Source organism: Streptomyces sp. NPDC001381, assembly GCF_042895685.1.
Classification (GTDB): Bacteria; Actinomycetota; Actinomycetes; order Streptomycetales; family Streptomycetaceae; genus Streptomyces.
Genome location: NZ_JBIAWO010000002.1, coordinates 651,477 through 677,018, shown reverse-complemented (window position 1 = coordinate 677,018; position 25,542 = coordinate 651,477). Strand labels below are relative to the sequence as shown.

Genomic DNA, 25,542 nt, shown 5'->3' with positions numbered 1-25,542 from the left:
GACCCGACATGTCTGGATTTAGCATGCTTAAGCAACATGAAGAAAGCGTACGTCCGTACGGGGCATGCCCAGCAGGGGGTCCCCGCCCGGGGCCGGACACCACCACGGGCCGACCCCCGCGCCCTCTCTCACGCGTCGGGGCGCCGGCCCACCGGGGCGCGCGTGACGAGGTGCCGGCCGCCCGGGGCGAGGACGTGCGTCCGACGCGTCCGGCCCAGTGAGCGGGCCTCGGCGGCACGGGCGAGTGTCCTGCGGTCACGGTGGCCGTCCGGCTCGATCAGCGGCAGCACCTCGACCTCCGCGACCAGCCCGCGCACCGACACCACCCGCCACAGGGAGGCCGCCAGGGAGTCGTCGCCCACGTACGCCGGTGCGGTGCTGGCCGCTCCCCAGCTGTCGCGGTAGCGGATGCGGACCGGCTGGACCGGGACCCGGGCGTCCAGCGCCGCCTGGAACACCGCCCGCCGGAAGTGGCCCTGGGCGCGGCCGCACCAGGTGCTGCCCTCCGGGAACGCCGCGACGGCCTGCCCGGCGCGCAGCACCCCGGCGATCCGGGCGACCGTGCCGGGCAGGGCGCGCAGCCGGTCCCGGTCGATGAACAGCGCGCCGCCGCGCGCGGTCAGCGCGCCCGCCACCGGCCAGCGCCGGATCTCGGCCTTGGCGAGCATCCGCGCCGGACGGACGGCGGCCAGCAGCGGGATGTCGAGCCAGGAGATGTGGTTGGCGACCAGGAGCAGCCCGCCGACGGGCGGGGCGGCCGCGCCGGTCACCCGGATCCGGACGCCCGCCGCGCCGACGACCGCCCGGCTCCACCGCCGTACCGCGCCGGCCGGAAGCCTCCGGCCGAGCGGTGACAGGACGATCCCGGCGAGGACGAGCGCGGCCACCGCCAGGAGCCGCAGCACGGCCCGGGGCACGGCCCTCACGGACGCCGTCGCCTCGACGCACGCCCGCGGGGTGCAGGGCGCGCCGGGCAGCCAGACGCTCATGAGGCCGGGACGAGGGAGAGGAAGTGCCGCAGGTAGCGGGGGTTGACCCGGCGCATCGGCAGCAGCACGTAGAGGTCGGCGACGCCGAAGTCGGGGTCGTGTGCGGGCTCCCCGCAGACCCAGGCGCCGAGGCGGAGGTAGCCGCGCAGCAGGGCGGGCAGTTCGGTGCGGGCGGCCGGTGCCGCCTCCTTCGGCAGCCACGGCAGCCGCGGGCGGACCCGGTACTCCTCGGGCGCCAGATGCCGGTCGCGGACCCGGTCCCAGGTGCCGGCCGCGAGGGCGCCGCCGTCGGCGAGCGGGACCGAGCAGCAGCCGGCCAGCCAGTCGTGGCCGCGGTCCACCATGTAGCGGGCGATGCCGGCCCAGATCAGGCCGATGACCGCGCCGTCGCGGTGGTCGGGGTGCACACAGGAGCGGCCGACCTCGACCAGGCCGGGCCGGATCGCGTCGAGCGCGGTCAGGTCGAACTCCCCGTCCGAGTAGAGGCGTCCGGCGACCGCGGCGCGCTCCGGCGGCAGCAGCCGGTACGTTCCGACGACCTGCCCGGTGTCCGTGTCGCGCACGAGCAGGTGGTCGCAGTAGGCGTCGAACGGGTCGACGTCGAGGCCCGGCTGCGGGGAGGACAGCAGGGCGCCCAGTTCCCCGGCGAACACGTCGTGCCGCAGCCGCTGCGCGGCCCGCACGTCGGCCTCGTCGCGGGCCAGGGTGACGGTGTAGCGGACGGGTGCCGTGGACTGCTGGGGACGGTCGAGCGTGGAAACGCCGGTCATGGCTCACTCCTGGGCACGGGCCACATCGGGGACGGTGGCGCTCCCCCTGTTTCTCCCGACCCCGGTTGGCGTGTACGTGACCGGTGCCGGGAGAGGGGATGTGGGGATGCTGAATGCCAGGCGCTCGCGCCGGTGCGGGAACACGAGACGGGACCGGGCTTGAGCACCACACCCGGTCCCGCCCGTCCGCACTGTTCGGCGAACGTTCTCCTTGCCCGGGTGGCCCTACCGCTCGGCCACCTTGCGGGTGGCCCGCAGCCACTCCCTGTTCATGCTGGTGATCGACACCAGGGGGATGCCCTTGGGGCAGGCCGTCGCGCACTCGCCCGCCAGCGTGCAGCCCCCGAAGCCCTCCTCGTCCATCTGCGCCACCATGTCGAGCACCCGTGTCTCGCGCTCGGGAGCTCCCTGCGGCAGCACGTTGAGATGGTTGACCTTGGCGGAGGTGAACAGCATCGCCGCCCCGTTGGGGCAAGCGGCGACACATGCCCCGCAGCCGATGCACTCCGCGTGCTCGAACGCGAAGTCGGCGTCCGGCTTGGGCACCGGCGTCGCGTGCGCCTCCGGCGCGGAGCCGGTCGGGGCGGTGATGTAGCCGCCGGCCTGGATGATCCGGTCGAACGCCGACCGGTCGACGACCAGATCCTTGATCACCGGGAACGCCGACGCCCGCCACGGCTCCACGTCGATGGTGTCGCCGTCCTCGAAGGACCGCATGTGCAGCTGGCAGGTGGTGGTGCGTTCGGGTCCGTGCGCGTCACCGTTGATCACCAGACTGCACGCGCCGCAGATGCCCTCCCGGCAGTCGTGGTCGAAGGCGACGGGGTCCTCGCCCCGGAGGATGAGCTCCTCGTTGAGGGTGTCGAGCATCTCCAGGAACGACATGTCGGGCGAGATGCCGTCCACCTCGTACGTGGACATGGCGCCGTCGGTCTCGGCGTTGCGCTGCCGCCAGACGCGCAGGGTGAGCTTCATGCGTAGCTCCGCTGGGTGGGGTGGACGTACTCGAAGACCAGGTCTTCCTTGTGCAGGGTGGGGGCCTCGCCGGTGCCGGTGAACTCCCAGGCGGCCGCGTACGCGAACTCCTCGTCCTTGCGCGCCGCTTCGCCGTCCGGGGTCTGCGACTCCTCGCGGAAGTGGCCGCCGCAGGACTCGGCGCGGTGCAGCGCGTCGAGGCACATCAGCTCGGCGAGCTCCAGGTAGTCGACGACCCGGTTGGCCTTCTCCAGCGACTGGTTGAACTCCTCGCCGGTGCCCGGGACCTTGATGCGGCGCCAGAACTCCTCGCGGATCTGCGGGATGCGCTCCAGCGCCTTGCGCAGTCCGGCGTCCGTGCGGGCCATGCCGCAGAACTCCCACATCAGCTCGCCGACCTCGCGGTGGAAGGAGTCGGGGGTGCGGTCGCCGTCCACGGACAGCAGCAGGTGGAGCCGGTCCTGGGTCTCGGCCAGCACCTCCTGCACGGCCGGGTGTTCGTCGGTCACCTCGCCCTGGTGCGGGTTGCGGGCGAGGTAGTCGTTGATGGTCGCGGGCAGGACGAAGTAGCCGTCGGCCAGGCCCTGCATCAGCGCGGAGGCGCCGAGCCGGTTGGCGCCGTGGTCGGAGAAGTTGGCCTCGCCGATCGCGAACAGGCCCGGGACGGTGGTCTGGAGGTCGTAGTCGACCCACAGGCCGCCCATCGTGTAGTGCACGGCGGGGTAGATCCGCATCGGCACCTCGTACGGATCCTCGTCGGTGATCCGCTGGTACATGTCGAAGAGGTTGCCGTACTTGGCCTCCACGGCCTTGCGGCCCATGCGCCGGATGGCGTCGGCGAAGTCCAGGTAGACGCCCTGTCCGCCCGGCCCGACGCCCCTGCCCTCGTCGCAGACGTTCTTCGCGGCACGGGAGGCGATGTCGCGCGGGACCAGGTTGCCGAAGGACGGGTAGATGCGCTCCAGGTAGTAGTCGCGCTCGTCCTCGGGGATCCTGTTCGGCGGCCGGGTGTCGCCCTTGGCCTTGGGCACCCAGATCCGGCCGTCGTTGCGCAGCGACTCGCTCATCAGCGTCAGCTTCGACTGGTGGTCGCCGGTGCGCGGGATGCAGGTCGGGTGGATCTGGGTGAAGCACGGGTTGGCGAAGTGGGCGCCGCGCCGGTGCGCCCGCCAGATCGCGGTCGCGTTGGAGTTCATGGCGTTCGTCGACAGGTAGAAGACGTTGCCGTAGCCGCCGCTGGCGAGCACGACGGCGTCCGCGAAGTACGTGTCGATCCGTCCGGTGATCAGGTCCCGGGCCACGATCCCGCGCGCCCGCCCGTCGATCACGATCAGATCGAGCATCTCGGTCCGCGGATGCATCTCCACGTTCCCGGCGGCGATCTGCCGCGACAGCGCCTGGTACGCGCCGAGCAGCAGCTGCTGGCCCGTCTGGCCGCGGGCGTAGAAGGTCCGCGACACCTGTACGCCGCCGAAGGAGCGGGTGTCGAGCAGGCCGCCGTACTCCCGGGCGAAGGGCACGCCCTGGGCCACGCACTGGTCGATGATCTCGACGGAGATCTGCGCGAGGCGGTGCACGTTGGACTCGCGCGCCCGGAAGTCGCCGCCCTTGACGGTGTCGTAGAACAGCCGGTGGACGGAGTCGCCGTCGTTGCGGTAGTTCTTCGCCGCGTTGATGCCGCCCTGGGCGGCGATCGAGTGGGCGCGGCGCGGGGAGTCCTGGTAGCAGAACTGGACGACGTGGTAGCCCTGTTCGGCGAGGGTGGCGCCCGCCGAGCCGCCGGCGAGGCCGGTGCCGACGACGATCACGGTGTGCTTGCGGCGGTTGGCGGGGTTGACCAGCCTGGCCTCGAAGCGGCGCTTGTCCCAGCGCTCGTGGACGGGGCCGGACGGCGCCTTGCCGTCGACGAGGGGCTCGCCGGTCCGGTAGTCCGTGTAGGAGGTCATATCAGCTCACCACTCCGGTCATGACGCCCACGGGCACGGCGATGAATCCGGCCGTGAGCAACAGCGCGAGGATGTCGGCGACGGTCTTGAGGGCGCGGTCGCGGGTGCGGCTGCCGACGCCGAGGGTCTGGGCGGCGCTCCAGAAGCCGTGCCGGATGTGCAGGCCGAGCGCGAGCATCGCGACGATGTAGACGACGTTGCCGTACCAGGTGGAGAAGGTGTCCACGACGTTCTGGTACGGGTGGCCCTCCTGGAAGCCGCCGCTGTGCACGGTGCCCGTCGTCAGGTCCAGGATGTGCCAGACGATGAACAGTCCGAGGATGATCCCGCCCCAGCGCATGGTGCGGGTGGCGTAGCTCGCCCGGGGCTTCCTGTGCACGTACCTGCTCGGGCGCGCCCTGATGTCGCGGCGGCTGAGCTGGTAGGCGGAGGTGGCGTGGGCGACCACGGCCACGACCAGCACCACGCGGACCAGCCAGAGCGTCCACTCGTAGTGCATGAACGGTTCGCCGACCGTGCGCAGCCAGTGCGCGTAGTGGTTGAACTCCCCCGGGCCGAAGAAGATCTTCAGATTGCCGATGACATGGGCGACCAGGTACAGCAGCATGATCAAGCCGCTGACGGCCATCACCGTCTTCTTGCCGACGGAGGAGTTCCACACGGTACGCGCCATCGACGGCCGTCGGTCCGTCCGCGTTGCCAGAGCCATGGGTCAAGACGCTAGGGCCGTTCGGCCCCATCGGTCCAAGACATGAAACGGCTCGTTTCCATAGGAAGGGCCTATGCTGGGTGGGTGCAGTTCCAGCAGCTCCAGTACTTCGTGGCGGTCGCCGAGACCCGGCACTTCACCCGGGCCGCCGAGCTGGTCCATGTCGCCCAGCCCTCGCTCTCCCAGCAGATCCGGTCGCTGGAGAGGGAGTTGGGGGCGGATCTCTTTCTGCGGGCACGCGGCAACATCACGCTCACCGACGCGGGCGAGGCGCTGCTGCCGCTGGCCCGGCGGATCCTCGCGGACACGGAGACGGCGCGGTACGAGGTGCAGGAACTGGTGCAGCTGCGCAGTGGGCGGGTGCGGCTCGGGGCCACGCCGAGTCTGTGCACCGGCCTGCTGCCGGACGTGCTGCGCGCCTTCCACGACCGCTACCCGGGCATCCGGCTCCTGATCGAGGAGGGCGGCTCGCACGATCTCGTACGGCAGCTGGCCCGGGGCGCGCTCGACCTGGCCCTGGTGGTGCTGCCGCTGCCGACCCCCTCCCCCGCGCTGACGACGGTGGAGCTGTTGCGCGAGGACCTGGTGGTGGTGTCCTCCCCCGAGGCGCCCAAGCCGGGCGGGGGACGGCGCACGGTCCGGATCGCCGATCTGGAGGGCGAACGCCTTGTGATGTTCCGGCACGGCTACGACCTGCGGGAACTCACCGTGGCCGCGTGCCGGGCGGAGGGGTTCGAGCCGGACTTCGCGGTCGAGGGCGGCGAGATGGACGCGGTGCTCGGGTTCGTCCGGGCCGGACTCGGGGTGGCCGTCGTGCCCCGGATGGTCGCGGCCCGCTCGGGCCGGGGACTGCGGGTCACCCCGCTCGCCCGGCCCGGACTGCACCGTACGATCGCCCTCGCGCACCGCAGCGATGTGGCCCCGCCCCGGGCCGCGCGGGAGTTGCAGCGGATGCTGCTGGAGCGGTGAGCGCCGATGGCCGGTGCGGGAACCTCCTCCCGCTGTTCCGCGACGGCGGTCCCGCTGCCTGACGGGGCGAACGCCGTTCAGGGCGGTTCCTTCCGGCCCGTGTGCGGGACCAACTGTGCTCGCGAAAGGGGGAGTCCGGCTTGGATTCCCGGGTTCGGGCGAACGCCCCCCGCCGTCCGCCTCCGGGTGGTACTGGTGCCGGAAGCGGCGGGCGAGGGGCGCGTGGTGCACGGGTGCGGCGGGCCGGTCAGCCCGTCGCGTCGGCCAGGGCCAGCTCGTGCAGCCGCTCCGGCGGGCCCGGGCGGGCGTAGTACCAGCCCTGGGCGGTGTCGCAGCCGAGGATCCGGAGCTGTTCGGCCTGGGCGCCGGTCTCCACGCCCTCCACCGTGACCGCGAGGTCCAGGCTGTGGGCGAGCGAGACGATCCCTTCGACGATCTTGAGGTCGACGGGGTCGGCCGGGAACTGCTGCATGCCCTGGGTGAAGGAACGGTCCAGCTTGAGGACGCTCACCGGAAGACGGCGCAGGTTGGCGAGGTTGGAGTACCCGGTGCCGAAGTCGTCCAGGGCGATGTCGACGCCCATCTCGGCGAGCCGCCGCAGCGGTTTGAGCAGGTCGTCGTCGGCGCCGATCAGTGCCGACTCCGTCACCTCCAGGCAGAGGGCGTCCGGTGCGACGCCCGTGCGTTCCAGGATGTCGACCGTGTCCTGCACCAGACCGGGGTGGTGCAGCTGGCACGGTGAGAGGTTGACGTTGATGCGGAGCGGGCTGCCCGGAGGGTTGGTGTCCTCGCCGCGTTCCCGCCACGCGCGGGCCTGGCGGACGGACTGTTCGAGGACCCACCGGCCCAACGGCACGATCAGACCGGTGTGTTCGGCGAGCGGGATGAACCGGTCGGGGCCGAGCACCCCGTGCTGCGGGTGCAGCCAGCGCACCAGCGCCTCGGCGCCGCGCACACTGCCGTCGCCGAGGTGGACCAGCGGCTGGTACTCGATGAAGAACTCACCGCGCTCCAGCGCCGCCGGGAGGGCGGTGGTGAGGCCGTGGCGGGTGATCGCGCGGGCGTCGGCCTCCGGGTCGGCGAGCTCGAAGCGGTTGCCGCCCGCGGACTTGGCCCGGTACATGGTGATGTCGGCGCTGCGCAGCACCTCCGCCGCGCTGCGCTCCGCCGCCGGGCCCTCCACGATGCCGATGCTGCCGCGCACGGTCAGCTCACGGCCGTCGATGCGCACGGGCGCGACCAGGGCGTTCTGGATGCGCGCGGCGAGGTCGTCGACCTCGCGGCGGGTGTCGGAGCCCGTCGTCAGCGCCACGAACTCGTCGCCGCCGAGACGGGCCACCATCTCCCCGGGCGCGGTCGCGCACGACTGCAGCCGGTCGGCGACCTCCACGAGCAGCCGGTCGCCGGCCGCGTGGCCGAGGCTGTCGTTGATGGTCTTGAACCCGTCCAGGTCGAGGTAGCACAGGCCGAAGCGCTGGTGGTCCCCGGCGCCCAGCACCTTCTCCAGACGTTCGAAGAACAGCGTGCGGTTGGGCAGGCCGGTGAGCGCGTCGTGGGTGGCCTCGTAGCGCAGCCGCAGGTTGAGCAGCCGGCGCTCGGTGGTGTCCTCCATCAGGGCCAGCTGGTACTGCGGCTCGCCGTCCGCGTCCCGCAGCAGGGAGACGGTCAGATTGGTCCACAGAACCGTTCCGTCAGGACGGTAGAACGCCTTCTCCAGGTGGTAGTGCTCCCGCTCGCCGCGCACGAGTTCGTCGTACAGCTTCCAGGTCTGCGGCGCGTCCTCGGGGTGCGTCCACTCCCTCACGTTACGGCCGTGCATGGTCTGCTCGGAGACGCCGAACATACGCAGCAGCGCGCCGTTGACCTGAAGGATGTTGCCGTCCAGGTCGGCCATGCCGATCCCTATCGCGGCGCCCTCGAAGACGGTGCGGAAGCGGGCCTCGCTCGCGTGCAGCGCCTGCGCCACCACCCCCTGGGCCTGCAACGCGGCCTGGGCGATGGCCTCCTGCTCGGCGAGGGTGCGCTCCCGCAGGGCCTGCGCGTACCCGGCGGCCATGGCGTGCTGCAGCCGCGCGGCACGCGTGCGCAGGTCCTCCTGGGGTCCGTCCTCGCCGCAGTAGAGCACCAGGTAGGCGTCGACGCAGTCGAGGGCGCGGCTGAGCGCCTCGGGGTCGGTGCAGTGCGCCTCGACGAGGGCCGCGCCGACCGCTCGGCCGGCGTCCGCGTCGAAGGTCCGGGCCAGCAGCGCCTCCCGCAACCGCCGCGCCGACGGCAGGAGTTGTTCCTCGAACTCGGGCCGGGTCAGCGACGTCGACGTCACCGGGAACACGGCCCGGCTCCAGATCGTCGCGAACCGGCGCAGTCTGTCCTCCGGCCCGTCCGGCTCGGCGGTCACGCGGTACGCCCCACGCCGGCGAAGCCGCAGAACGCGTACGGATCCTCGTCCTGAGGCTCCGACTCCGGCCGCCAGCAGGGCATCGGCACCAGTCCCGGTTCCACCATGTCGTACCCCTCGAAGAACCGCGCGACCTCGTCACGCGTGCGCATGATCAGCGGGTTGCGAATGTCCTCGTACACGTCCACCATCGCCTCGGTCTGCTCCCGGGGCAGCGGCATTCCCTCGTACGAGGCGTGTGTGAGGACGAGCACGCTGCCGGGCGCGAGCGCCTCGGTCAGCTCGGCCACCGCCCGGTACGGGTCGTCCGCGTCCTCCACGAAGTGCAGTATGGCAACGAGCAGCAGCGCCACCGGCCGGTCCAGGTCGATGAGGTCCCGCACCTGCGAACTGCCCAGGATCTCCTGCGGCTTGCACAGGTCCGCGGCGACGACGCCCGCGTGCTCGTTGCCCTCCAGGACGGCCTGGCTGTGCGCGACGGCCACCGGGTCGTGGTCGACGTAGACGACGCGGGCGCCGGGGCTCGCGGACTGGGCGACCTCGTGGACGTTGCCGAAGGTGGGGATGCCCGAGCCGACGTCGAGGAACTGGGTGATGCCCTCGCCCGCCGCCCAGCGCACCGCCCGGCGCATGAACGCCCGGTTCGCCTGCATGATCTTCGGCAGTCCCGGCGCGAACTCCATGGCCCGGCGGGCGGCTTCCCGGTCGACCTCGAAGTTGTGCGAACCGCCCAGGAAGTAGTCGTAGATCCGCGAGACGCTGGGCACCGAGATGTCGATGCTCCGAGGGGCCCAGGCGGGACGCTCCATCTATCTCTCCAAGGCGTAGGCGATCCGGTGTTCGAGCTGAGGCTACTGATCGCCCGCCAAAGGGGCGAGTGGAAACGGAAATTGACCGTCCGTTCCCGGTCACTGCCTGCGGCACGTGCCGGATCGGCACCCTCGAAGGGGCCTACGAAAAGTACCCGGGGCGTTCCGGAGAGTCCCGAAGCGGCCGCAGGCGGCGGAAGTCCACGCATACAAGGCGTGAACGGACGGACAGCGGTCCGCCCCCTCCGTGCGGCGCGGAGGGGGCGGACCAAGGGTCGTACGTGCCGGGGCGGTTGCGGGGATCAGCCCTGGGGAGGTGATCTCTACTGCTCCGGCGCGCCGACCAGCTTTCCGTCGGGGGCCACGGCGTACCACTGGCCGCCCACGCCCTGGCCGTTGATGTCGCCGGGGGACTTGTCACCCGAGAAGGTGTAGATCGGCGAGCAGTTGACCGTCTGCTGCTTCACGCCGTCGGACCGGGTGAAGCTCATCAGGCCCTTCTTCTGGACGCCCTCGGTGTCGTTGGCCTCGACCGGCGCGACGGCGGGCCACTTCTCCAGGCAGGCGCCGTTGCAGTTCGAGACCGGCTCGGGCCAGGCCTTGTCCTTCAGGAAGCGGTAGACCGTCATGCCGTTCTTGTCGACGACGATCTCACCGAGGTTGGGGTCCTTGCGGACGGACAGGCCTGCCAGGGCGGAGTCCGACTTGGCCTTCTTGCCGTCGGGCGCCAGCGCGAACCACTTGTTGCCCACGCCCTGGCCGGAGGTGTCACCGGGGTTGGCGTCCTTGGCGTAGTAGTAGGCGGGCCAGCCGTCCACCGTGAGCTGCTTGGTGCCGTCGGACCGGGTGACCTCACCGAGCAGCGACTTGTCGATGCCGTCGCCGGCGGAGACGTCGTCGGCGGACACCGGCGGCCAGGTGGTCGCGCAGTCGCCGTCGCAGTTCGACTTGGGCGGCTCGGCGGTGTCCTGGTCGAAGCGGTAGAGCGTCATGCCCTTCGCGTCGGTCAGGATGTTGCCGAGCTCGGTGTTCGTGGAGATGGCCAGCTCACCGGCGGCACTGCCCTCGGCGCCGGCCTCACCGGCGGCGCTCGGGCTGGCACTCGTACCCGTGCCGGCGCCGCCCGTGATGCCGGTGCCGACGCCGCCGATGCCGCCGGCCTGGGCCGTGGCGCCGACGTTCTGGCTCGACGCCGACGTGCCGCTTTCCTGACCGCACGCCGTCGTCAGCGCCAGCACGCCCACAGCGCTCGCCACGAGTGAGGCGCTCCGCCAGGAGGTCTTCATCGTCAACAACTCCCCGATAGTCCAAAGGGTGTTGCAGCGCCCTGCTGCGCCGCCGCACGGCACTGGGTACGCATGGCGGTGGTCGTTGTGTTCAAACGCGGCACAAAATTCTTTCCGGCGCCTGTGATCCGGGGGCCCACGGACCGGTTCGGGCCGGACGGCGGAACGGGCCGTGGGCAGGGGCGGCGACCCGCGGCGCGGCCGCCATGATCGTACGCCTGTACGGGAAGGGGGCACGCGGACATCCGTCCGCCAAACCTCCGGACTCGGACTTCCCTCCGTTCGGGGGCAATCCCCTCGGTGGCGGGCGTACGCCCGTCCGCCGGGCCGCATGATCTCCGACGTGGATGGACCCGAACCGACCCGATCCGCCCTCGTCATCAGGACGTTGTGCCTGGTGACCGCGGCCTGGATCCTCACGGCCGCGCCGGCAGGGGTGGCCGCGGCCGACGCGTGCGCGTACGCCTCGACGGGCCCGGACGGCACCGCGGCGGTGGCGGTCGCGGGACGTCGCTCCTGGCCGACCCCGCCGGCGCCGCCGGCCGTCCCGGCACCCCCGAAGATCCCGGAGCCCGTGATGCCCACGGTCTGCCCGGTACCGAAGCCGACGCCCCCACCGCCGCCGCCCCCGCCTCCGAAGCCGACCCCCACGCCCACGCCGAAGCCGACGCCCAGGCCCACACCTCCCCCGAAGCCGCGTCCCGTCCCGACCCACCGGCCCGCGGCGAAGCCCCCGCCGCCCCCGCCCGCGGCGCCGCTCCCCCGGCCGGCCCCCGAGCCGAAGCCCTCCCCCGCGCCGCCCAGCCCCACTCCGCGCCCCTCGGCGACCCCCGTGAGCTACCCGGCGTACCACTCCCCGCCGCGCCCGCGGCCCCCCTCCGACCGCACCCCGCCGGTCACCTACGTCCTGCTCATCACCGTGCCCGCCCTGGCCGCCGTCGCCGCGCTGCGGCCCCGCTAGGGCCCACCCTGGAGGCATGTCTTGCCGGAATGGCTTGTTCTCACCCTCGCGATGCTCGCCGCCTGCGCGGTGGTGATCGTCGTGACCTTCGTACGGGACCGCACGGCGGCCGAGGACGAGGACCCCTCCGAGACCCCGGACGTCATCGAGTACATGACGATGTGGATCGGCGTGGTGTACGCCATCGTCCTGGGGCTGGCCATCGCGGGTGTCTGGGACGCCCGGGGCAGCGCCGAGGACCACGTCCAGGCGGAGGCCCAGGCCCTGCACGAGATCTCGGAGCGGGTGCGGGTGTACCCGCCCGACGTCCGCGACCGCATTCGGGAGGATGTCAACGCCTATGTCGGACACGTCGTCACCACGGAGTGGAAGGCGATGGCCGACCGGGGCGAGGTGACGCCGCGCGGCGACGAACTGCTGCAGCGGGTGCGGGCCGACGTCACGGACTACCGGCCCCGGGACGACTTCCAGGCCCAGGCCTATCAGCCGCTCCTGGACCAGATGGCCGCCGCGGACCAGGCGCGCAACGCCCGGGCGGGCTCGACCGGGGCGACCATGCCCGGGGTGGTGTGGTTCGGGCTGCTGGCCGGCGCCGTCATCACCATCGGCATGGTCTTCGCGCTGCAGATCCGGCGAACGCCCCGCGAGCTGGTCCTGGCCGGCCTGTTCTCCGCCCTGATCGCCTTCCTGCTGTTCCTCATCTGGGACTTCGACGCGCCCTACAGCCGGGGCATCACGGCGTCCGCCGAGCCCTTCCTGTACCTCTTCCCGGACGCCACGGGGTGAGGCCGGGCACCGGCACACATCAGGGGGACGGAGGCGGCCGCCACGCCGTGGCCGTCCCCCGGTCGCGGGAAGGGACGTCCCCCGAGTGGCCCACGGGTGTGCCCCATTCGCGCGACTGCGATCGCGCGGGCGCACAGCTGTTCCTAGCGTTTCGGTCACCGAGGTGCATGTACGGCACGAGCGGAACAGGTCCGCCGCTGCCCCTCGGGGACCGGAGGATCCACCATGCGCGCGATACGCGTCGCTTCGGCCGCGCTGCTGGGCATGACCGCCCTCGCTCTCACCGCACCGGCCGCCGTCGCGAGCGACGGTGACGACCACTACGTCATGTCCAACGGCTACAGCGTCCTGCCCGCCACCGTGGTGGCGAGCGGCCAGGTCACGCTGCAGGTGGACCGCTCGGCCAGCGGCTGCCGGGGCTCCGTGACGGTCTCGTCGGGGGTGTTCGACGCGGTCACCATCCCCAGGGGCTCGTCATCGGCGGTGGCGCTGGTCGACTGGGACGCGAAGGCCGGGGCGATGTACCGGGTGACGTTCAGCTGCGGCGGCGTCAGCGCCGTCAAGGAGCTGACCATCGCCGCGGGCCACCGGCCCGCCCCCGTGCCGTACCCGGTCCCCCAGGGGGTGCGTGCCGGTGAGGGCGGCACCGTCGCCGGCTTCGACCTCAAGGAGATCGGACTGGGCGCCGCGCTGATCGCGGGCTCCGTCGGAGCGGCGTACCGCCTGTCGCGCCGCCGCGACGGCGCGGACGCGGACGCCGCCTGACGGGGGCAGCGAAGGGGGCCTTCGCCCCGGTTCCCGGCAGGGAGGGGGCGAAGGCCGGTCGGTGCACTTCCCGTGCGGTCTTGCTGGGGGTCTTCCTGTGTGGTCTTGCTCGGGGTCTTCCTGTGCGGCCTCCCGAAGGGTCACTCCTCAGATGCGGCGTTCGGCGCGGCGGCGCATCCAGAACAGTCCGCCGCCGGCCACGGCCGCGGCGACGAGGCCGCCGCCGATGGCGATGTCGGTCGGGGTGGCGCCGGTGGAGCTGCCGCCGCCGAGACCGCCGCGGACCCCGCCGAGGACGGTGAAGGCACGGGGGCTGACCAGGGTGCGGCCGGAGCAGGTGACGGTGAGGTCGTAGCTGCCGGGGCGGGCGTTGTTGCTGATGGTCGCGGTGCCCCTGGCGGTCTGGTTGGCGCCGTTGATCGAGGTCAGGGTGGCGGTCCCGAAGGCGTCCGAGGTCATGGTGCCGCCGGCCGGGCAGCCGTCGACGGTGACCGTGATCTGGCCGCCGCGGGCGATCACGCTGGGCTGGACGACGATGTTGGTCGGGTTGACGTTCATGCCGTCGCGCGCGACGGCCACGGGGGCGGCGAGGCTCAGGGCGGCGACCGCGGCGGCCGAGACCGCCGAGGCCGTCGAGACTCTCAGGGAACGAGTGGTGCGCATGTGATCCTCCGCGGAAGGCGCCCCGGGTCCCGTCCCCGGTCTGTCGGCGAGAGAACGCCTCCCGGAACGACCCTCAGATGCCGTGCACGCGCCCGCATTTCGGGAATGGTCCGTCCTGGTGAGAGGACACGCCGGGGGAAAAGCGCGCGATCGGATATCGCCGCAGGTCACGGACCGTCAGAAATTTCCTTTCGACGGCGACTCGGATGGCGCACCGAAAGGCGCGGCGGCCACCCGTTCGCACGTGAGGCGTCGCCGGTTTCCGGTGGGGGACTTAGCGTTCTGATATGCGCGAAAGGACGTGGCGACGGCCGCGTCGAAAGGGGATGCCGCATGTCTGCGTACGAACTGTCCGAGGTGGCGGAAGAGGAGGAGCGGCGGAGAAAGCGTGCCCCGTGGGGAGTGATAGCGCTGGTTCTGCTGACCGGTCTCGCGCTCATCCGGAACGGTTCGGGGGAGTTCGACATCGGCCCCCCGCAGCCCGCCTCGGCGGCGGCCGCGGACAGCCGTACCGTCCCGGGCACCTTCGGCCGGACGCCGGACCCGCTGCCGTACGCCCTGCCCGACCGGGTCATGATTCCCGCGATCCAGGTGAACGCCCCGGTGATGCCGGTCGGTCTCGACGCGGACGGCTGGGTCGGCGCGCCGCCGCCGGAGGACCCGAACCTCGCGGGCTGGTTCACCGGGGGCGTCACACCCGGTGAGAAGGGAACGGCGGTCGTGGTCGGCCACGTCGACAACAAACTGGGCCCGGCTGTTTTCTACGGCCTCGGGGCCCTGAAGAAGGGAAATCGCGTCGAGGTGGCGCGCAAGGACGGCAGGACGGCGGTGTTCGAGATCTACGGCATCGAGGTCTTCGCCAAGAACAACTTCCCCGGCGACCGTGTCTACGCCTCGAAGGGCGCGCCCGAACTGCGGGTCATCACCTGCGGCGGCGGTTTCTCGAAGGCGAACGGATACGACGGGAACGTCGTCGCCTTCGCCCGCCTCGTCGAGGTCCGCTGAGCGGATCCCGGCCGGGCGGGCGGGGCGGTCCCGCTCAGGTGTGCTGCCGTTGCGGGACGGTGATGTGGTAGCCGGAGTCCAGCAGCCGGGGCAGATAGCGGCGCAGCGCCTTGACGCTCTGGGTGCGGTCGCCGCCGGCGTCGTGCGAGAGGATCACCACGCCGGAGCCTGCGCCCTCCTCGACCCGGTCGACGATGGTGCGGACGCCGGGGGTGGTCCAGTCCAGGGTGTCGACCGTCCAGGCGAGGGGTTCCATGCCGAGTTCGGCGCCCAGCTGGAAGGCGGCGCGGTTCCACGCGCCGTAGGGGGCGCGGAACCAGCGGGGCCGCTCTCCGTATCCCGCCTCGATCACCTCGCTGGTGCGGGTCATCTCGGAGCGGATCCGTCGGCGGGACAGGGCGGTGAGCAGGGGGTGGGACCAGGTGTGGTTGCCGACGACGTGGCCCTCGTCGGCCATCCGCGCGAGCAGGTCCTGGTGGTCGACGGCCATCTCCCCGCACACGAAGAACATCGCGCGGACGCCGTACTCGGCGAGGGTGTCCAGGATGCGCGGGGTGTAGCGGGGATCGGGGCCGTCGTCGAAGGTCAGCACCATGGTGCGGCCCCGGCCGGACATCCGCAGCAGCGGTTCGCGGCGGACCGGGGTGCGGCCGGGTGCGGCGCGCGGGGCGCCGTATCCGGTGAGCGGCTGGAGACGGTAGGCGGAGGGCTTCAGCGCGAGGCGGCGGGCGGGGGCACCGGCGGCCGGGCCGGCGGGGTCGGCCGGTTCCCCGTCCGGGCCCCACGCGAGGAGTCCGGCCGTACCGGCCGCCCCCGCGGCGGCCGTGGCGCCGAAGAGCAACAGCCGGCGCCGCGTGAACAACTGATCCTTCTTCATGCAGTCATCAGTCGCCCGCCCGGCCCGCGGCGCACCGCACCGGTCACACGATTCCTCCCACCGGCGCAGCGCCGGCGGGTCGCGGAACGCGGCCGCCGACGGGGCCCGGGCACCCCGTCCGCCGCCCGGACCCGGACGGGTCCGGGGGGTCCGATAGCCTCGGGCCGTGACGGAACAGCACTCGCAGCAGCCCTCGCAGCGGTTCGAGCGGGGCACCGACGGCCCCAAGGTCATCCTGGTCGGGGTCGACGGCTCCGAATCCTCCCTGCGGGCCGCTGCCTACGCGGCCGGTCTGGCCCGCCGCCAGCACGCGCTGCTCGCCGTGGTGTACGTGCAGCCGGTGATGGCGGCGGGGGCGGCCTTCGGGGTGCCCGTCGCGGAGACGACCGGGCAGATCGCCGAGGACCTGGTCGCGCAGATCCGGGAGGCCACCGAGCGCACGCGCGGGATATTCGACGTGCGCTGGGAGTTCCACACCTTCCCCGGCGACCCGTACACGGGTCTGGCCAAGGCCGCGGACGAGCTGACGGCCGACGCGGTGGTGGTGGGCGCCTCCGAGCAGGCCGGGCACCGGATCGTGGGCTCGGTCGCGGTGCGGCTGGTGAAGGCGGGGCGGTGGCCGGTGACGGTGGTGCCGTAACGGCCCGCGTCACAGGGTGCGGAGGAACTCCCGGATCACCTCGGTGAACTCGGCGGGCTTCTCCATGTTCGGGTAGTGCCCCGTGCCTTCGATCAGTACGGCCCGACCGTGCCGGACGCCGTCGGCCAGCCGCTGGGCCGCGGTGAGGACGTCTGCGGTCTCCAGGGCGCCGTTCACGGTGAGCACGGGGACCTCGATGTCCGGCACCCGGGACCAGGTGTCGGTCACCGGCACGTGCCAGTCCTTCTCTCCGGGGGTGTGCTTGGAGAGGGTGTTCAGGGCCATCTCGCGCAGCCGGCGCAGGATGTCCGGGTCGACCTGGTCGAGCGTGCGGTGGGGGCCGGGCACGTAGTTCAGGAAGGCCTTCAGCCAGTCATCGACGGCACCGGCCGCCAGGGCGCGGGCGGTCGCGGCCTGGATCTCCTTGTGCCAGGGGTCGGAGTCCTCGAACTCGCCGGTGGAGGCTCCGCACACCACGGCCGCGCGGACCAGTTCCGGGTACTCCAGCAGGGTGTCGCCGACGATGACGCCGCCCATCGAGACGCCGACGAGTACGGCGGGGCCCGCGTCGAGGTGGCGCAGCAGGCCGGCGAGGTCGTCGGCCCAGCGGAACGGCCGGGTCGCGTTGGCGGAGGCGCCGTGGCCGCGTACGTCCACCGCGATCACCCGGTGGGTCCCGGCGAGATCCGGTATCACGGCGTCGAAGACGCGATGGTCGGCGAATCCGGAGTGGACCAGGACGACGAGGTCCCCGGTGCCGGCCTCGCGGTAGGCGAGGTCGCCGTCGGCCGAGGCGAAGTAGGTCAGTTGCGCAGCAGCTGTCATGACAACCAAGGTGTCATCTTCAGCCGACTTTGGCAACCAAGGTGTCATCTTCGGGGTGTCATGATGACCGGGTGAACGAGAGCCCCCAGCCCCTCCCCTCCGGCACGCCCGTCCCCTCGGACGCCCCCCTCCCGCCCGACGAACTCGGCCACCGCCTCACCGAGGTCTTCGACCTGGTCGGCCCGCTCTACCGGCGCGCCCTGCGCAAGGTGGAGCAGGGCGAGGCGGTCGAAGGCGCCTCGGTGGGGGTGCGCTCGGTGCTGGACCTGCTGCAGAGAAAGGGGGACATGACGGTCCCGCAGATGGGCCGGGTCATGGCGCTCAGCCGGCAGTTCGTCCAGCGCATGGTCAACGACGCGGCGGCCCGGGGCTGGGTGGAGAGCATCCCGAACCCCGCGCACCAGCGTTCGTCGCTGATCCGGCTCACCGAGGAGGGCCGCCGGCTCATCACGCTCGTCCTCGGCCGCGAGCACATGCTGAACCGCCAGGTCGGCGGCGACCTCACGGACGCCGAGGTGCGGGCCTGCGTGCGGGTCCTGACGCAGATGCTGAGGACGTTCGAGCACGTCGACGTCGACGACTGACCGCCCGCCGCGGCCTACTCCCCCATCACCAGGCCGTCCTTCGCCGCGCCGCGGCTGAGCACGACGTCCCGGATCCGGTCGCGCACGCCCTCCACGCCGGCGCCCTGGGCGAGCGCCCGGTCGAGGTCGACCACCCGGCCCGCGTCGACGTCGAACTGCTGCGGTACGAACTCCGCCTTCGCCACCTCCCAGCGGCCGCCGGGCCGGGCGGGCGGGGCGAAGGTGAAGCGGGCGACGGTGGACTCGTTGCCGCGCGGGTCCTGGACGCCCTGCTGGTTGAACATCTCACCGGCGATCTGGTCACCCATGCCGTAGACGACCCAGGTGCCGTTGACCTTCTCGTACGCCTGCGGGACGCGGGCGTGGGAGCCGAGGATCAGGTCGATGTCCGGACGGTCCCCGGTGCGGAAGGCGGTGAGAGTGCGGGCGAGGGCGAGCTGGCGCTCGTCCGGCGCCTCCTGCCACTCCGTGCCCCAGTGCAGGGACACGACGACCACGTCGGCGCCGGCCGCACGGGCGGCCCGGGCGTCGGCCCGGACGCGGTTCTCGTCGATGAGGCCGACGGTCCAGGGCTGGTCCTGGGGCACCGGCTGGCTGGTGCCGTAGGTGTAGGCGAGGTGGGCGACGGTGGCGGGGCCCGCGCGCAGGAGGGTGACCGAGCGGGCCTCGGCCTCGGAGCGTGCGGTGCCCGCGTGCCGTACACCGGCGACGTCGAGGGCGTCGAGGGTGCGCTGGATACCGGCGACACCGTCGTCGAGGCTGTGGTCGGAGGCGGTGGAGCAGCCGTCGTAGCCGGTGGCGGCGAGGGCCTGGGCGATCTCCGGCGGGGACTTGAAGAGGGGCTGGCCGGTGTAGGCGCCGTTCGCGCCGTACACGGTCTCCATGTGACACAGGGCCAGGTCGGCCCGGGAGACGACCGGCTTGACGGCCTCGAGCATCGGGCGGAAGTCGTACCCGGCGCCGCCGGCGTCGAACTGGGCGCGGTCGATGACCGAGCTGTGCGGCAGGACGTCGCCGGAGGCCACGAGGGTGAAGCCGCGGGCGGCGGAGGGGGCCGGGGGGCCCGGCCGTTGGGGTGGCCGCTGGTCACGGGCCTGGCAGGCGGCGCCCGCGGCGAGGAGGGCGGTCACCGCCAGGGCCACCAGGTGTCTGCGTGCGAGGATCACGGATCACCCCTGCTTCGGATGGATTGTCATATTTACGCACCTCTCACTCCTAGCGCATGGCTCCGGACAGACCGACCCGCCGCTCCCTGCGGTCCGCCCGATGCGCGCGATCGGCGTAGCCCGACCGTTCACCGGACGGCGCGGCCCCGTGCCTTCGCCGATCGGCGTGGCCCAGACCGTTCGTCGAACCGTTCGTCGACGCGATCGACCGTCCGCCGCACAGCCGTGTGCGCGCCCTGTCCGGAACCGGCCCCTTGCGGTGCCATACGCCCATGACCGCCGGAACCACCCTCGCCGCCAGGACGACGACCGCCGACCACGAACTCGCCGCGCTGCAGCGCGAGCACGGCCGGCCGCTCTTCGCGCTGCTGCTGAGGCTCTGCGACGGCGACCGCCAGCGCGCCGAGGACCTCGTGCAGGAGACCCTCGTCCGCGCCTGGCAGCATCCCGAGGCCCTGCGCGCCGACGCCTTCGACTCCGTACGGCCCTGGCTGCTCACCGTCGGCCGGCGGCTCGCGATCGACGCACGGCGGGCCCGGCAGGCGCGGCCCCCGGAGGTCGGGGACGCGGTCCTGGAGAACGCGCCGGTCTGTGCCGACCACGCCGAGCGCGCCGCCGCGGCCCTCGATGTGCGCGAGGCTGTGAAGACACTCACTCCCGAACACCGTGAAGTCCTGGTGCTGGTGTACTTCCAGGGGGCGAGTGTGGCGGAGGCCGCCGCGGCCCTCGGCATCCCGCCCGGTACCGTGAAGTCCCGCGCGTACTACGCGCTGCGCGCCCTGCGCCGGGTGCTTCCCGGATACGCGCCCGACCTGGGCTGAAACCCACGGTCGAGTCAAGCCTTCGCAAAGCGCCTTGCCGAGGACCTCGGTTGAGTAATCGGGTGTCCTTATCCGTGTTCCGGACTGAAGGCCGGCCACCGGACTCCAGGGGCCCGGCGACGGGCGACGCGCACGCACCGGAGGAAGGCAGGAAGGGATGCAGCACAGAGGTCACCAGAGCACGGACGGCGCCGGCGGCGGTGAACTGACCGTCCCCATGGCCTGGTTGTATGCCGAGTACATCGCCGACGAACTGCTGCGGACCGGCGATCTGATGCCGCCGACGTCCTTCGAGTTCCGCGCCGGGCGCGACGCCCTGGCGCTCACCATCTTCCTGTCCGACACCGACGGCGAACTGCCCGGCATCCGGGTCGTCACCCAGCTGGAGACCTGGCTTTCGCTCACGGCGTACGACCAGCCGTGGCAGGACTGGGTCGCCGAACGTATGGAACAACTGACGGCCGAGGCCGCCGAGTCGGAGGGGCCCGCTCCCGATCTGGAGCTGGCCGCGGCGGCCTGGCGATGGCTGGAGGAGACCGAGCTGCTCGCCCCCGACCTCAACGCGGTCCCGGGCGGCGCGCCGGCCGGCGAGGACGAGGGACCCAAGGTCTGGACGCCCGCCTGGCAGCTCGGACTGCCCCTCGGACACCTCGCGATCCATCTTTTTTAGATTCCGACCAATCCGGGAGCCCGGCCGCTCCGAACACTTGGGTCACGATTCGGTATGCGTCTTGAGTGATTCGGGTGCCTGGTCCGTACCGGTGGGAGCAAGGAGTAACCCCACTGGCACTCAACGGCACGAGGTTTCGGCATGAGGTCCCTGGAGAGGCATCGCGACGTCGGCGCGTACGCGCTCGGCGTGCTGGACGAGGCGGAGGCCTTCCGCTTCGAGGACCACCTCATGGAGTGTCCTCAATGCGCGGCGCAGGTCACGGAGTTCGGCCCCACCGCGCGGCAGATGATGCTCTACCGGCGGGCCACCCCGCGCACCGTGCACCCCTTCGCGGGGCCCGGGCCGCGGCTGCTGGACAAACTGCTCGCCGAGGTGTCCGTCCGGCGCCGGGCCGCGCGCCGGCGGATGATGTTCGCCCTGGCGGCCTCCGTGGTGATCGCGCTCGTCGGCCCCGCGGTCGCGATGATGGCGGGCGGTGACGGCGACAGCGACGCCGTACGGGTCACCGCCACCGACGAGAAGTCCGGCGTGTGGGCGCAGGTGACCATCGAGGACGAGGCGTGGGGCAGCGGCATCGAGCTGAAGGTGAAGGACGGCGCGGGCCCGCGTGACTGCCGGCTGATCGCCGTCGGTCACGACGGCTCCGAGCAGACCGTCACCAGCTGGAACGTTCCCCTGCACGACGCCCGCCCCAACACGATGAAGGGCGGAACGGCCTACCACCCCGACGAGGTGGCCCGGTACGAGCTGCGCACGGCCGAGGGCGAGCATCTGGTCACGCTGCCCTCCAGCTGACACCGGCCCGGAGTGAGTTCAGGTCACTTCTCTGCCGACGTTCAACCAAAATCCCCGTCAGTGATTCCACCGTATTTCCGCCGGAGAAATCCGTTGACCGCGATTTGCGGCGCACCGTGCTTCGGCAGAAAATATTGTCGAGGACGTGGGAGCCACCGATGGAAAAGACTTTGCGAATCCTCCTGACCGAGGAAGGCGCGGAAGCCGAGGACATCGCGGCGCTGACCGGATTTCTGCGCGCGGAACTGCTGCAGCTCGACGTGGACGACGTCACGACGGTCGTCGGTGAGCAGGAGGCTCCGCCCGGTGCCCGGGCCGTGGACATCACCACGATCGGCGCCCTGCTGGTGAGCCTGGGCAGCTCCGCGGCCGGACTGTCCCAGGTGATGAACGCCATCCGGGAGTGGCGCGGCCGCTGCCGGGGCTCCCCGCCCACCCTGCGGCTGACCTTGGACAACGACGAGCTGGAGATCTCCCAGGCGACGACGGAGCAGGTGTCGGAGGCCTTCGACCTCTTCGTCAGCCGCCATTCCACCATCGAGGCGTGAGCCATGACCACCACCCGGCATGCGCTGATCATCGCCAATGACCGGTATGACGACCAGGGCCTCGGACAATTGCGGGCACCGGCGCAGGACGCGGTCTGTCTCGCGGAAGTCCTGGGCGATCCGGAGATCGGCGATTTCGATGTGGAAGTGTTGAGAAATGAACGGGTGGACGCCATCCGGCGGGGCGTCGAGCGTTTCTTTTCCGAGGGCCGGCGCGACGACACGCTGATGCTGCACTTCTCGTGCCACGGACTGAAAAGCGAATCCGGTTCCCTGTATTTCGCGGCCCGTGACACGGAGCCCCGGCTGCTGGAGGCGACGGCGGTCTCGGCGCGGTTCATCCGCCACTGCATGTTCCGCACCCGCGCGCGGCGCACCGTGCTGTTCCTCGACTGCTGCTACGGCGGCGCGTTCTCCCGGGGGTCGTCCTCGGTCCGCGCCGCCGGCGACGTGCACGTCCTGGAGTCCTTCGCCGGGGAGCGGCTCGGCGGCGGACGCGGCTGGGCCGTGATCACCGCCTCCGACTCCATGGAGTACGCCTTCGAGGGCACCCAGCTCACCCGGACCGCCGCCCCCCGGCCCTCCGTGTTCACCCGCGCGGTGGTGGAGGGCCTGACCACCGGCGAGGCCGACCTCGACGCGGACGGCGAGATCTCCCTGGACGAGCTGTACGAGTACGTCTTCGACCACGTCCGCAAGCAGAGCCCGAACCAGACGCCGGGCCGCACGGTCGACATGCGGGGCGACATGTACCTCGCGCACAGCCGGCGTCGGCGCATCGTGGCCAAGCCGGTCCCGCCCGCCCTGCGCAAGGCCATGGGTGCCGCCAACTTCTACACCAGGCTGGGTGCGGTGGCGGAGCTGCACGCCTGGCTGGAGAGTCCCGACCTGGCGAAGGCGCTGGGGGCGCGCGACGCCCTCGAGGAGATCGTGCAGAACGACATCCGGGTGGTCTCGGACGAGGCGAGGAAGGCGCTGGCCGACGCCGTGCTGCGGCCCGACCCGATGTGTCTGGACTTCGGGCGGGTGCCGCAGGACGCGCAGGCCCCGCACCGGCCCGTTCATCTGCTCGGCCCGCCCCTGGCCCGCGCCTGCACCCCGCACCCCACGCCTCCGGCGGGCGAGTGGCTGCGGGTCGAGGAGTCGCCCGAGGGGCTGGACGTCAGTGTCGACACGTCGAAGCCGGGGCGGCTGAGCGGGGAACTGCGGCTGAAGGGGATCGCCGACGAGGCGACGCTGTGCGTGGAGGCGGAGGTCGTACCGGCTCCGGTCCCGCTGCCCGAGCCCGAGCCTCCGCCTCCCGAGCCACCGCGCCCCACGACGACGATGGTCCGGCCGGTGGAGAAGATCCCGCCCCCCATGGAGCGGGGGCCGGCCCTGGGCGGGCGCGAGGTCCACGACAGACCGGCCGGCGGTGCCGGGGACGCCGTCCACGGCGGGCCGCCGGACCGGGGCGGCCGGGGCGGAGTCCATGACGGCCCCACGAGCGGTGACCGGGTCGCCGTCCGCGACGGCCCCACGGGCACCGGGCGGGACGCCGTTCCCCACGGTCCCATGGGCACTGCGCGAGACGCCGTCCACGACGGCCCCGTGAGCACCGGGCGGGACGACTTCCGCAACGGCCCCGCCGACGGCGGCCGGGACGCCGTCGCGCACGGGCCGACGGCCGACGGCCAGGGCGCCCTCCGCACCGGGCCCCCCGCCGGCGACCGGGACGCGATCGCCCACGGACCGACAGGCGACGGCCGAGGCGCCGTCCCCACCGGACCCCCCGCCGGCGAGCGGGACGCCCTCCACGACGGACCGACAGGCGACGGCCGAGGCGCCGTCCCCACGGGACCCCCCGCCGGCGACCGGGACGCCACCCTTCACGGGCCGACAGGCGACGGCCAGGCCGCCGTCCACACCGGACCCCCGGCCGGCGGCCGAGACGCCGTGGCGCACGGGCCGACTGGCGACGGCCAGGCCGCCGCCCCCACCGGACCCCCCGCCGGCGGCCGAGACGCCGTCCACGGCGGACCGACCGGTGAGGGCCTGCGCGCCGTTCGCACGGGACCCGTCGGCAGCGGCCGGGGCGTCGGTCAGGGTGAGCCGGCGGACGGTGGGCGGGGACGGCGGCCGTGGAGCAGGGCCGCCGGGCCGGTTCAGGCGCCGCCCGCCGGGGGCGGCGGAGCACCGGTCCGGCCGGGCGCGACGCCCACGCCGGTCCGTCGGGAGTCCGCGCCTCCAGCCCGACCGCACCGGACGCCGTCGCCCGAACGCTCGCCCCGGCCCCCGGCCGGGACCGTCGGCCGCGACCGGCGGCGGTCGACGCCCCGGCGCGCACCGGTGCTCGCGGGCGTCGCGCTGGCCCTGGCCGTCGCCTCGGTCGGCACCGTCGCCCGGGCCGTCTTCAAGGCCAGGGCGGCCCTGGAGGCGCTGCACGACCTGAAGGGGGACCTCGGGGACCACGTGCGCGACTCGGGCATGCTCACGGCGCTCGTCGTCTCGCTGCTCACCGCGGCGGTGGCGCTGCTGCTGTGCGCCCTCGCCCGGCACGAGCTGGAGGCGCACCCGCGCCGGTATCCGGCGTCCTCGTCGAGCACGACGAGATCGGTGGTCTGGACGGCACGGCTGCTGGCGGTCCCCGCACTGGTCGTGGGGGCGGTCATGGTGATCGCGTATCCGATCACCAACAGCGTCTGGTGACCCCGTCCCCCGGCGTCACTTCAGCAGCCGCGACATCCGCCGGTCGGCGAGCGGCCTGCCGCCGGTCTGGCAGGTGGGGCAGTACTGGAGCGAGGAGTCGCTGAAGGACACCTCGCGGACGGTGTCCCCGCAGACCGGGCAGGGCTCGCCGGTACGGCCGTGGACGCGCAGACCGCTCTTCTTCTCGGCCTTCAGCCGCCCGGCGGCCAGGCCCCGGGAGCGCTCCACGGCCTCGGTGAGCGTGCCGCGCAGGGCCTCGTAGAGGGTGTGGGTCTCCTGCGGGGTCAGGGAGGCCGCGAGTTTGAACGGGGACATCCTGGCCGCGTGCAGGATCTCGTCGCTGTAGGCGTTGCCGACGCCCGCGATGAGGCTCTGGTCGCGCAACGCGCCCTTGAGCTGCCGGCGTTCGCCCGCCAGCAGCGCGGCCAGGCGCGGTTCGTCGAAGTCGGCGGCGAGGGGGTCCGGGCCGAGGCGGGCCACACCGGCGACCTCCCGCGGGTCGTGGACGACGTACACCGCGAGCCGCTTCTGGGTGCCGGCCTCGGTGAGGTCGAAGCCCTCGCCCGTCTCCAGGGCGACCCGCAGGGCGAGGGGGCCCTTGCCGGGGCGGGGCGGGCCGTCGGGCAGGCGGTCCTTCCACTGGAGCCAGCCGGCGCGGGCGAGGTGGGTGACGAGGTGCGGTCCGTCACGGGTCTCCAGGCCGAGGAACTTGCCGTACCGGCGCACCGCGGTGACCTCGTGGCCCTCGACGGCGGTGACGGGCGGGTCGTACGTCTTCAGGACGCTGATCGCCACCGGCAGCACGCGCACGATCTCGTGGCCGACCACGTGCTCGGTCAGGAAGTCCTTGAGCGCTTCGACCTCGGGGAGTTCCGGCATGGGTCCAGAGTGCCACGA

The 25,542-nt window shown here is 72.6% G+C and carries 25 protein-coding genes; 12 read left to right on the top strand and 13 right to left on the bottom strand.

Translation table 11 applies throughout. The features are described 5' to 3' along the window. Nucleotides 1-128: 128 nt before the first annotated feature. The 5 genes from ACFY2L_RS10075 to ACFY2L_RS10055 all read right to left on the bottom strand — a co-directional run bounded on the left by ACFY2L_RS10075 (nt 129) and on the right by ACFY2L_RS10055 (nt 5,353). Nucleotides 129-989, bottom strand: coding sequence for a lysophospholipid acyltransferase family protein (locus tag ACFY2L_RS10075; RefSeq protein ID WP_390822003.1), 861 nt, complete (start codon nt 987-989; stop codon nt 129-131). Next, nucleotides 986-1,759: a GNAT family N-acetyltransferase gene (locus ACFY2L_RS10070; RefSeq protein ID WP_390822002.1), complete on the bottom strand. Its 774-nt coding sequence runs from the start codon at nt 1,757-1,759 to the stop codon at nt 986-988. Before ACFY2L_RS10070 ends, ACFY2L_RS10075 begins: the two co-directional genes overlap by 4 nt. Nucleotides 1,760-1,984: 225 nt before the next feature. Continuing rightward, complete coding sequence (locus ACFY2L_RS10065; RefSeq protein WP_390656434.1) at nt 1,985-2,734, bottom strand: succinate dehydrogenase/fumarate reductase iron-sulfur subunit; 750 nt, start codon at nt 2,732-2,734, stop codon at nt 1,985-1,987. Beyond that, nucleotides 2,731-4,680 (bottom strand): fumarate reductase/succinate dehydrogenase flavoprotein subunit, encoded by a 1,950-nt coding sequence (locus ACFY2L_RS10060; RefSeq protein ID WP_390822001.1) that lies wholly within the window; start codon nt 4,678-4,680, stop codon nt 2,731-2,733. Before ACFY2L_RS10060 ends, ACFY2L_RS10065 begins: the two co-directional genes overlap by 4 nt. Nucleotide 4,681: 1 nt before the next feature. Beyond that, nucleotides 4,682-5,353, bottom strand: coding sequence for a succinate dehydrogenase (locus ACFY2L_RS10055; protein WP_390822404.1), 672 nt, complete (start codon nt 5,351-5,353; stop codon nt 4,682-4,684). 120 nt (nt 5,354-5,473) lie between these two features. On the opposite strand from ACFY2L_RS10055, the gene ACFY2L_RS10050 reads away from it, so the two are divergent. Further along, a complete protein-coding gene (locus tag ACFY2L_RS10050; protein WP_390656432.1) occupies nt 5,474-6,358 on the top strand; it encodes a LysR family transcriptional regulator in 885 nt (294 codons plus the stop codon). A 247-nt stretch (nt 6,359-6,605) separates the two neighbouring features. Here ACFY2L_RS10050 and ACFY2L_RS10045 read toward each other — a convergent pair whose 3' ends face one another. The 3 genes from ACFY2L_RS10045 to ACFY2L_RS10035 form a co-directional block, all read right to left on the bottom strand. Beyond that, the gene (locus ACFY2L_RS10045; protein WP_390656431.1) at nt 6,606-8,753 is read right to left on the bottom strand and encodes a putative bifunctional diguanylate cyclase/phosphodiesterase; all 2,148 of its coding nucleotides are present in this window, start codon (nt 8,751-8,753) and stop codon (nt 6,606-6,608) included. Then, nucleotides 8,750-9,562 carry an SAM-dependent methyltransferase gene (locus ACFY2L_RS10040; RefSeq protein ID WP_390656430.1) on the bottom strand — a complete coding sequence of 271 codons (813 nt, stop codon included), beginning with the start codon at nt 9,560-9,562 and terminating at the stop codon, nt 8,750-8,752. Before ACFY2L_RS10040 ends, ACFY2L_RS10045 begins: the two co-directional genes overlap by 4 nt. Nucleotides 9,563-9,885: 323 nt before the next feature. Continuing rightward, on the bottom strand, nt 9,886-10,848 hold the full coding sequence (locus ACFY2L_RS10035) for an SCO0930 family lipoprotein (RefSeq protein WP_390656429.1): 963 nt from the start codon (nt 10,846-10,848) through the stop codon (nt 9,886-9,888). 343 nt (nt 10,849-11,191) lie between these two features. Between ACFY2L_RS10035 and ACFY2L_RS10030 the strand changes: the two genes are divergently transcribed. From ACFY2L_RS10030 to ACFY2L_RS10020, 3 genes are all read left to right on the top strand, one after another. After that, on the top strand, nt 11,192-11,809 hold the full coding sequence (locus ACFY2L_RS10030) for a hypothetical protein (protein ID WP_390656428.1): 618 nt from the start codon (nt 11,192-11,194) through the stop codon (nt 11,807-11,809). 21 nt (nt 11,810-11,830) lie between these two features. Then, on the top strand, nt 11,831-12,595 hold the full coding sequence (locus tag ACFY2L_RS10025; RefSeq protein WP_390822000.1) for a hypothetical protein: 765 nt from the start codon (nt 11,831-11,833) through the stop codon (nt 12,593-12,595). 225 nt (nt 12,596-12,820) lie between these two features. Beyond that, on the top strand, nt 12,821-13,360 hold the full coding sequence (locus tag ACFY2L_RS10020) for a hypothetical protein (protein WP_390656426.1): 540 nt from the start codon (nt 12,821-12,823) through the stop codon (nt 13,358-13,360). Nucleotides 13,361-13,507: 147 nt separating this feature from the next. On the opposite strand, the gene ACFY2L_RS10015 is transcribed toward ACFY2L_RS10020, so the two are convergent. Continuing rightward, a complete protein-coding gene (locus tag ACFY2L_RS10015) occupies nt 13,508-14,023 on the bottom strand; it encodes a hypothetical protein (RefSeq protein WP_390656425.1) in 516 nt (171 codons plus the stop codon). 333 nt (nt 14,024-14,356) lie between these two features. On the opposite strand from ACFY2L_RS10015, the gene ACFY2L_RS10010 reads away from it, so the two are divergent. Continuing rightward, nucleotides 14,357-15,028 carry a class F sortase gene (locus tag ACFY2L_RS10010; RefSeq protein WP_390656424.1) on the top strand — a complete coding sequence of 224 codons (672 nt, stop codon included), beginning with the start codon at nt 14,357-14,359 and terminating at the stop codon, nt 15,026-15,028. Between the two features lie 34 nt (nt 15,029-15,062). Here the strand turns inward: ACFY2L_RS10010 and ACFY2L_RS10005 are convergent, their stop codons facing one another. After that, nucleotides 15,063-15,905: a polysaccharide deacetylase family protein gene (locus ACFY2L_RS10005; RefSeq protein ID WP_390656423.1), complete on the bottom strand. Its 843-nt coding sequence runs from the start codon at nt 15,903-15,905 to the stop codon at nt 15,063-15,065. Nucleotides 15,906-16,071: 166 nt separating this feature from the next. On the opposite strand from ACFY2L_RS10005, the gene ACFY2L_RS10000 reads away from it, so the two are divergent. Then, on the top strand, nt 16,072-16,545 hold the full coding sequence (locus ACFY2L_RS10000) for a universal stress protein (RefSeq protein WP_390821999.1): 474 nt from the start codon (nt 16,072-16,074) through the stop codon (nt 16,543-16,545). A 9-nt stretch (nt 16,546-16,554) separates the two neighbouring features. On the opposite strand, the gene ACFY2L_RS09995 is transcribed toward ACFY2L_RS10000, so the two are convergent. Further along, nucleotides 16,555-17,370, bottom strand: coding sequence for an alpha/beta fold hydrolase (locus ACFY2L_RS09995; RefSeq protein ID WP_390821998.1), 816 nt, complete (start codon nt 17,368-17,370; stop codon nt 16,555-16,557). Between the two features lie 71 nt (nt 17,371-17,441). Here ACFY2L_RS09995 and ACFY2L_RS09990 point away from each other — a divergent pair, with 71 nt between their 5' ends. After that, complete coding sequence (locus ACFY2L_RS09990) at nt 17,442-17,954, top strand: MarR family winged helix-turn-helix transcriptional regulator (RefSeq protein WP_390656420.1); 513 nt, start codon at nt 17,442-17,444, stop codon at nt 17,952-17,954. 14 nt (nt 17,955-17,968) lie between these two features. Here the strand turns inward: ACFY2L_RS09990 and ACFY2L_RS09985 are convergent, their stop codons facing one another. Beyond that, the gene (locus ACFY2L_RS09985) at nt 17,969-19,117 is read right to left on the bottom strand and encodes a CapA family protein (RefSeq protein ID WP_390657109.1); all 1,149 of its coding nucleotides are present in this window, start codon (nt 19,115-19,117) and stop codon (nt 17,969-17,971) included. A gap of 275 nt (nt 19,118-19,392) precedes the next feature. Here ACFY2L_RS09985 and ACFY2L_RS09980 point away from each other — a divergent pair, with 275 nt between their 5' ends. The 5 genes from ACFY2L_RS09980 to ACFY2L_RS09960 all read left to right on the top strand — a co-directional run bounded on the left by ACFY2L_RS09980 (nt 19,393) and on the right by ACFY2L_RS09960 (nt 24,645). Then, entirely contained in the window at nt 19,393-19,941 is a 549-nt protein-coding gene (locus tag ACFY2L_RS09980) for a sigma-70 family RNA polymerase sigma factor (protein WP_390656419.1), read from the top strand. Nucleotides 19,942-20,098: 157 nt separating this feature from the next. Further along, entirely contained in the window at nt 20,099-20,611 is a 513-nt protein-coding gene (locus ACFY2L_RS09975) for a hypothetical protein (RefSeq protein ID WP_390656418.1), read from the top strand. Nucleotides 20,612-20,752: 141 nt separating this feature from the next. Next, nucleotides 20,753-21,409, top strand: a complete 657-nt coding sequence (locus tag ACFY2L_RS09970; RefSeq protein ID WP_390656417.1) for a zf-HC2 domain-containing protein — start codon at nt 20,753-20,755, stop codon at nt 21,407-21,409. A 158-nt stretch (nt 21,410-21,567) separates the two neighbouring features. Then, on the top strand, nt 21,568-21,957 hold the full coding sequence (locus tag ACFY2L_RS09965; RefSeq protein ID WP_390821997.1) for a hypothetical protein: 390 nt from the start codon (nt 21,568-21,570) through the stop codon (nt 21,955-21,957). 3 nt (nt 21,958-21,960) lie between these two features. Continuing rightward, nucleotides 21,961-24,645 (top strand): caspase family protein, encoded by a 2,685-nt coding sequence (locus ACFY2L_RS09960; RefSeq protein WP_390821996.1) that lies wholly within the window; start codon nt 21,961-21,963, stop codon nt 24,643-24,645. 15 nt (nt 24,646-24,660) lie between these two features. Here the strand turns inward: ACFY2L_RS09960 and ACFY2L_RS09955 are convergent, their stop codons facing one another. After that, nucleotides 24,661-25,524: an Fpg/Nei family DNA glycosylase gene (locus ACFY2L_RS09955; protein WP_390656414.1), complete on the bottom strand. Its 864-nt coding sequence runs from the start codon at nt 25,522-25,524 to the stop codon at nt 24,661-24,663. Nucleotides 25,525-25,542: the final 18 nt, after the last annotated feature.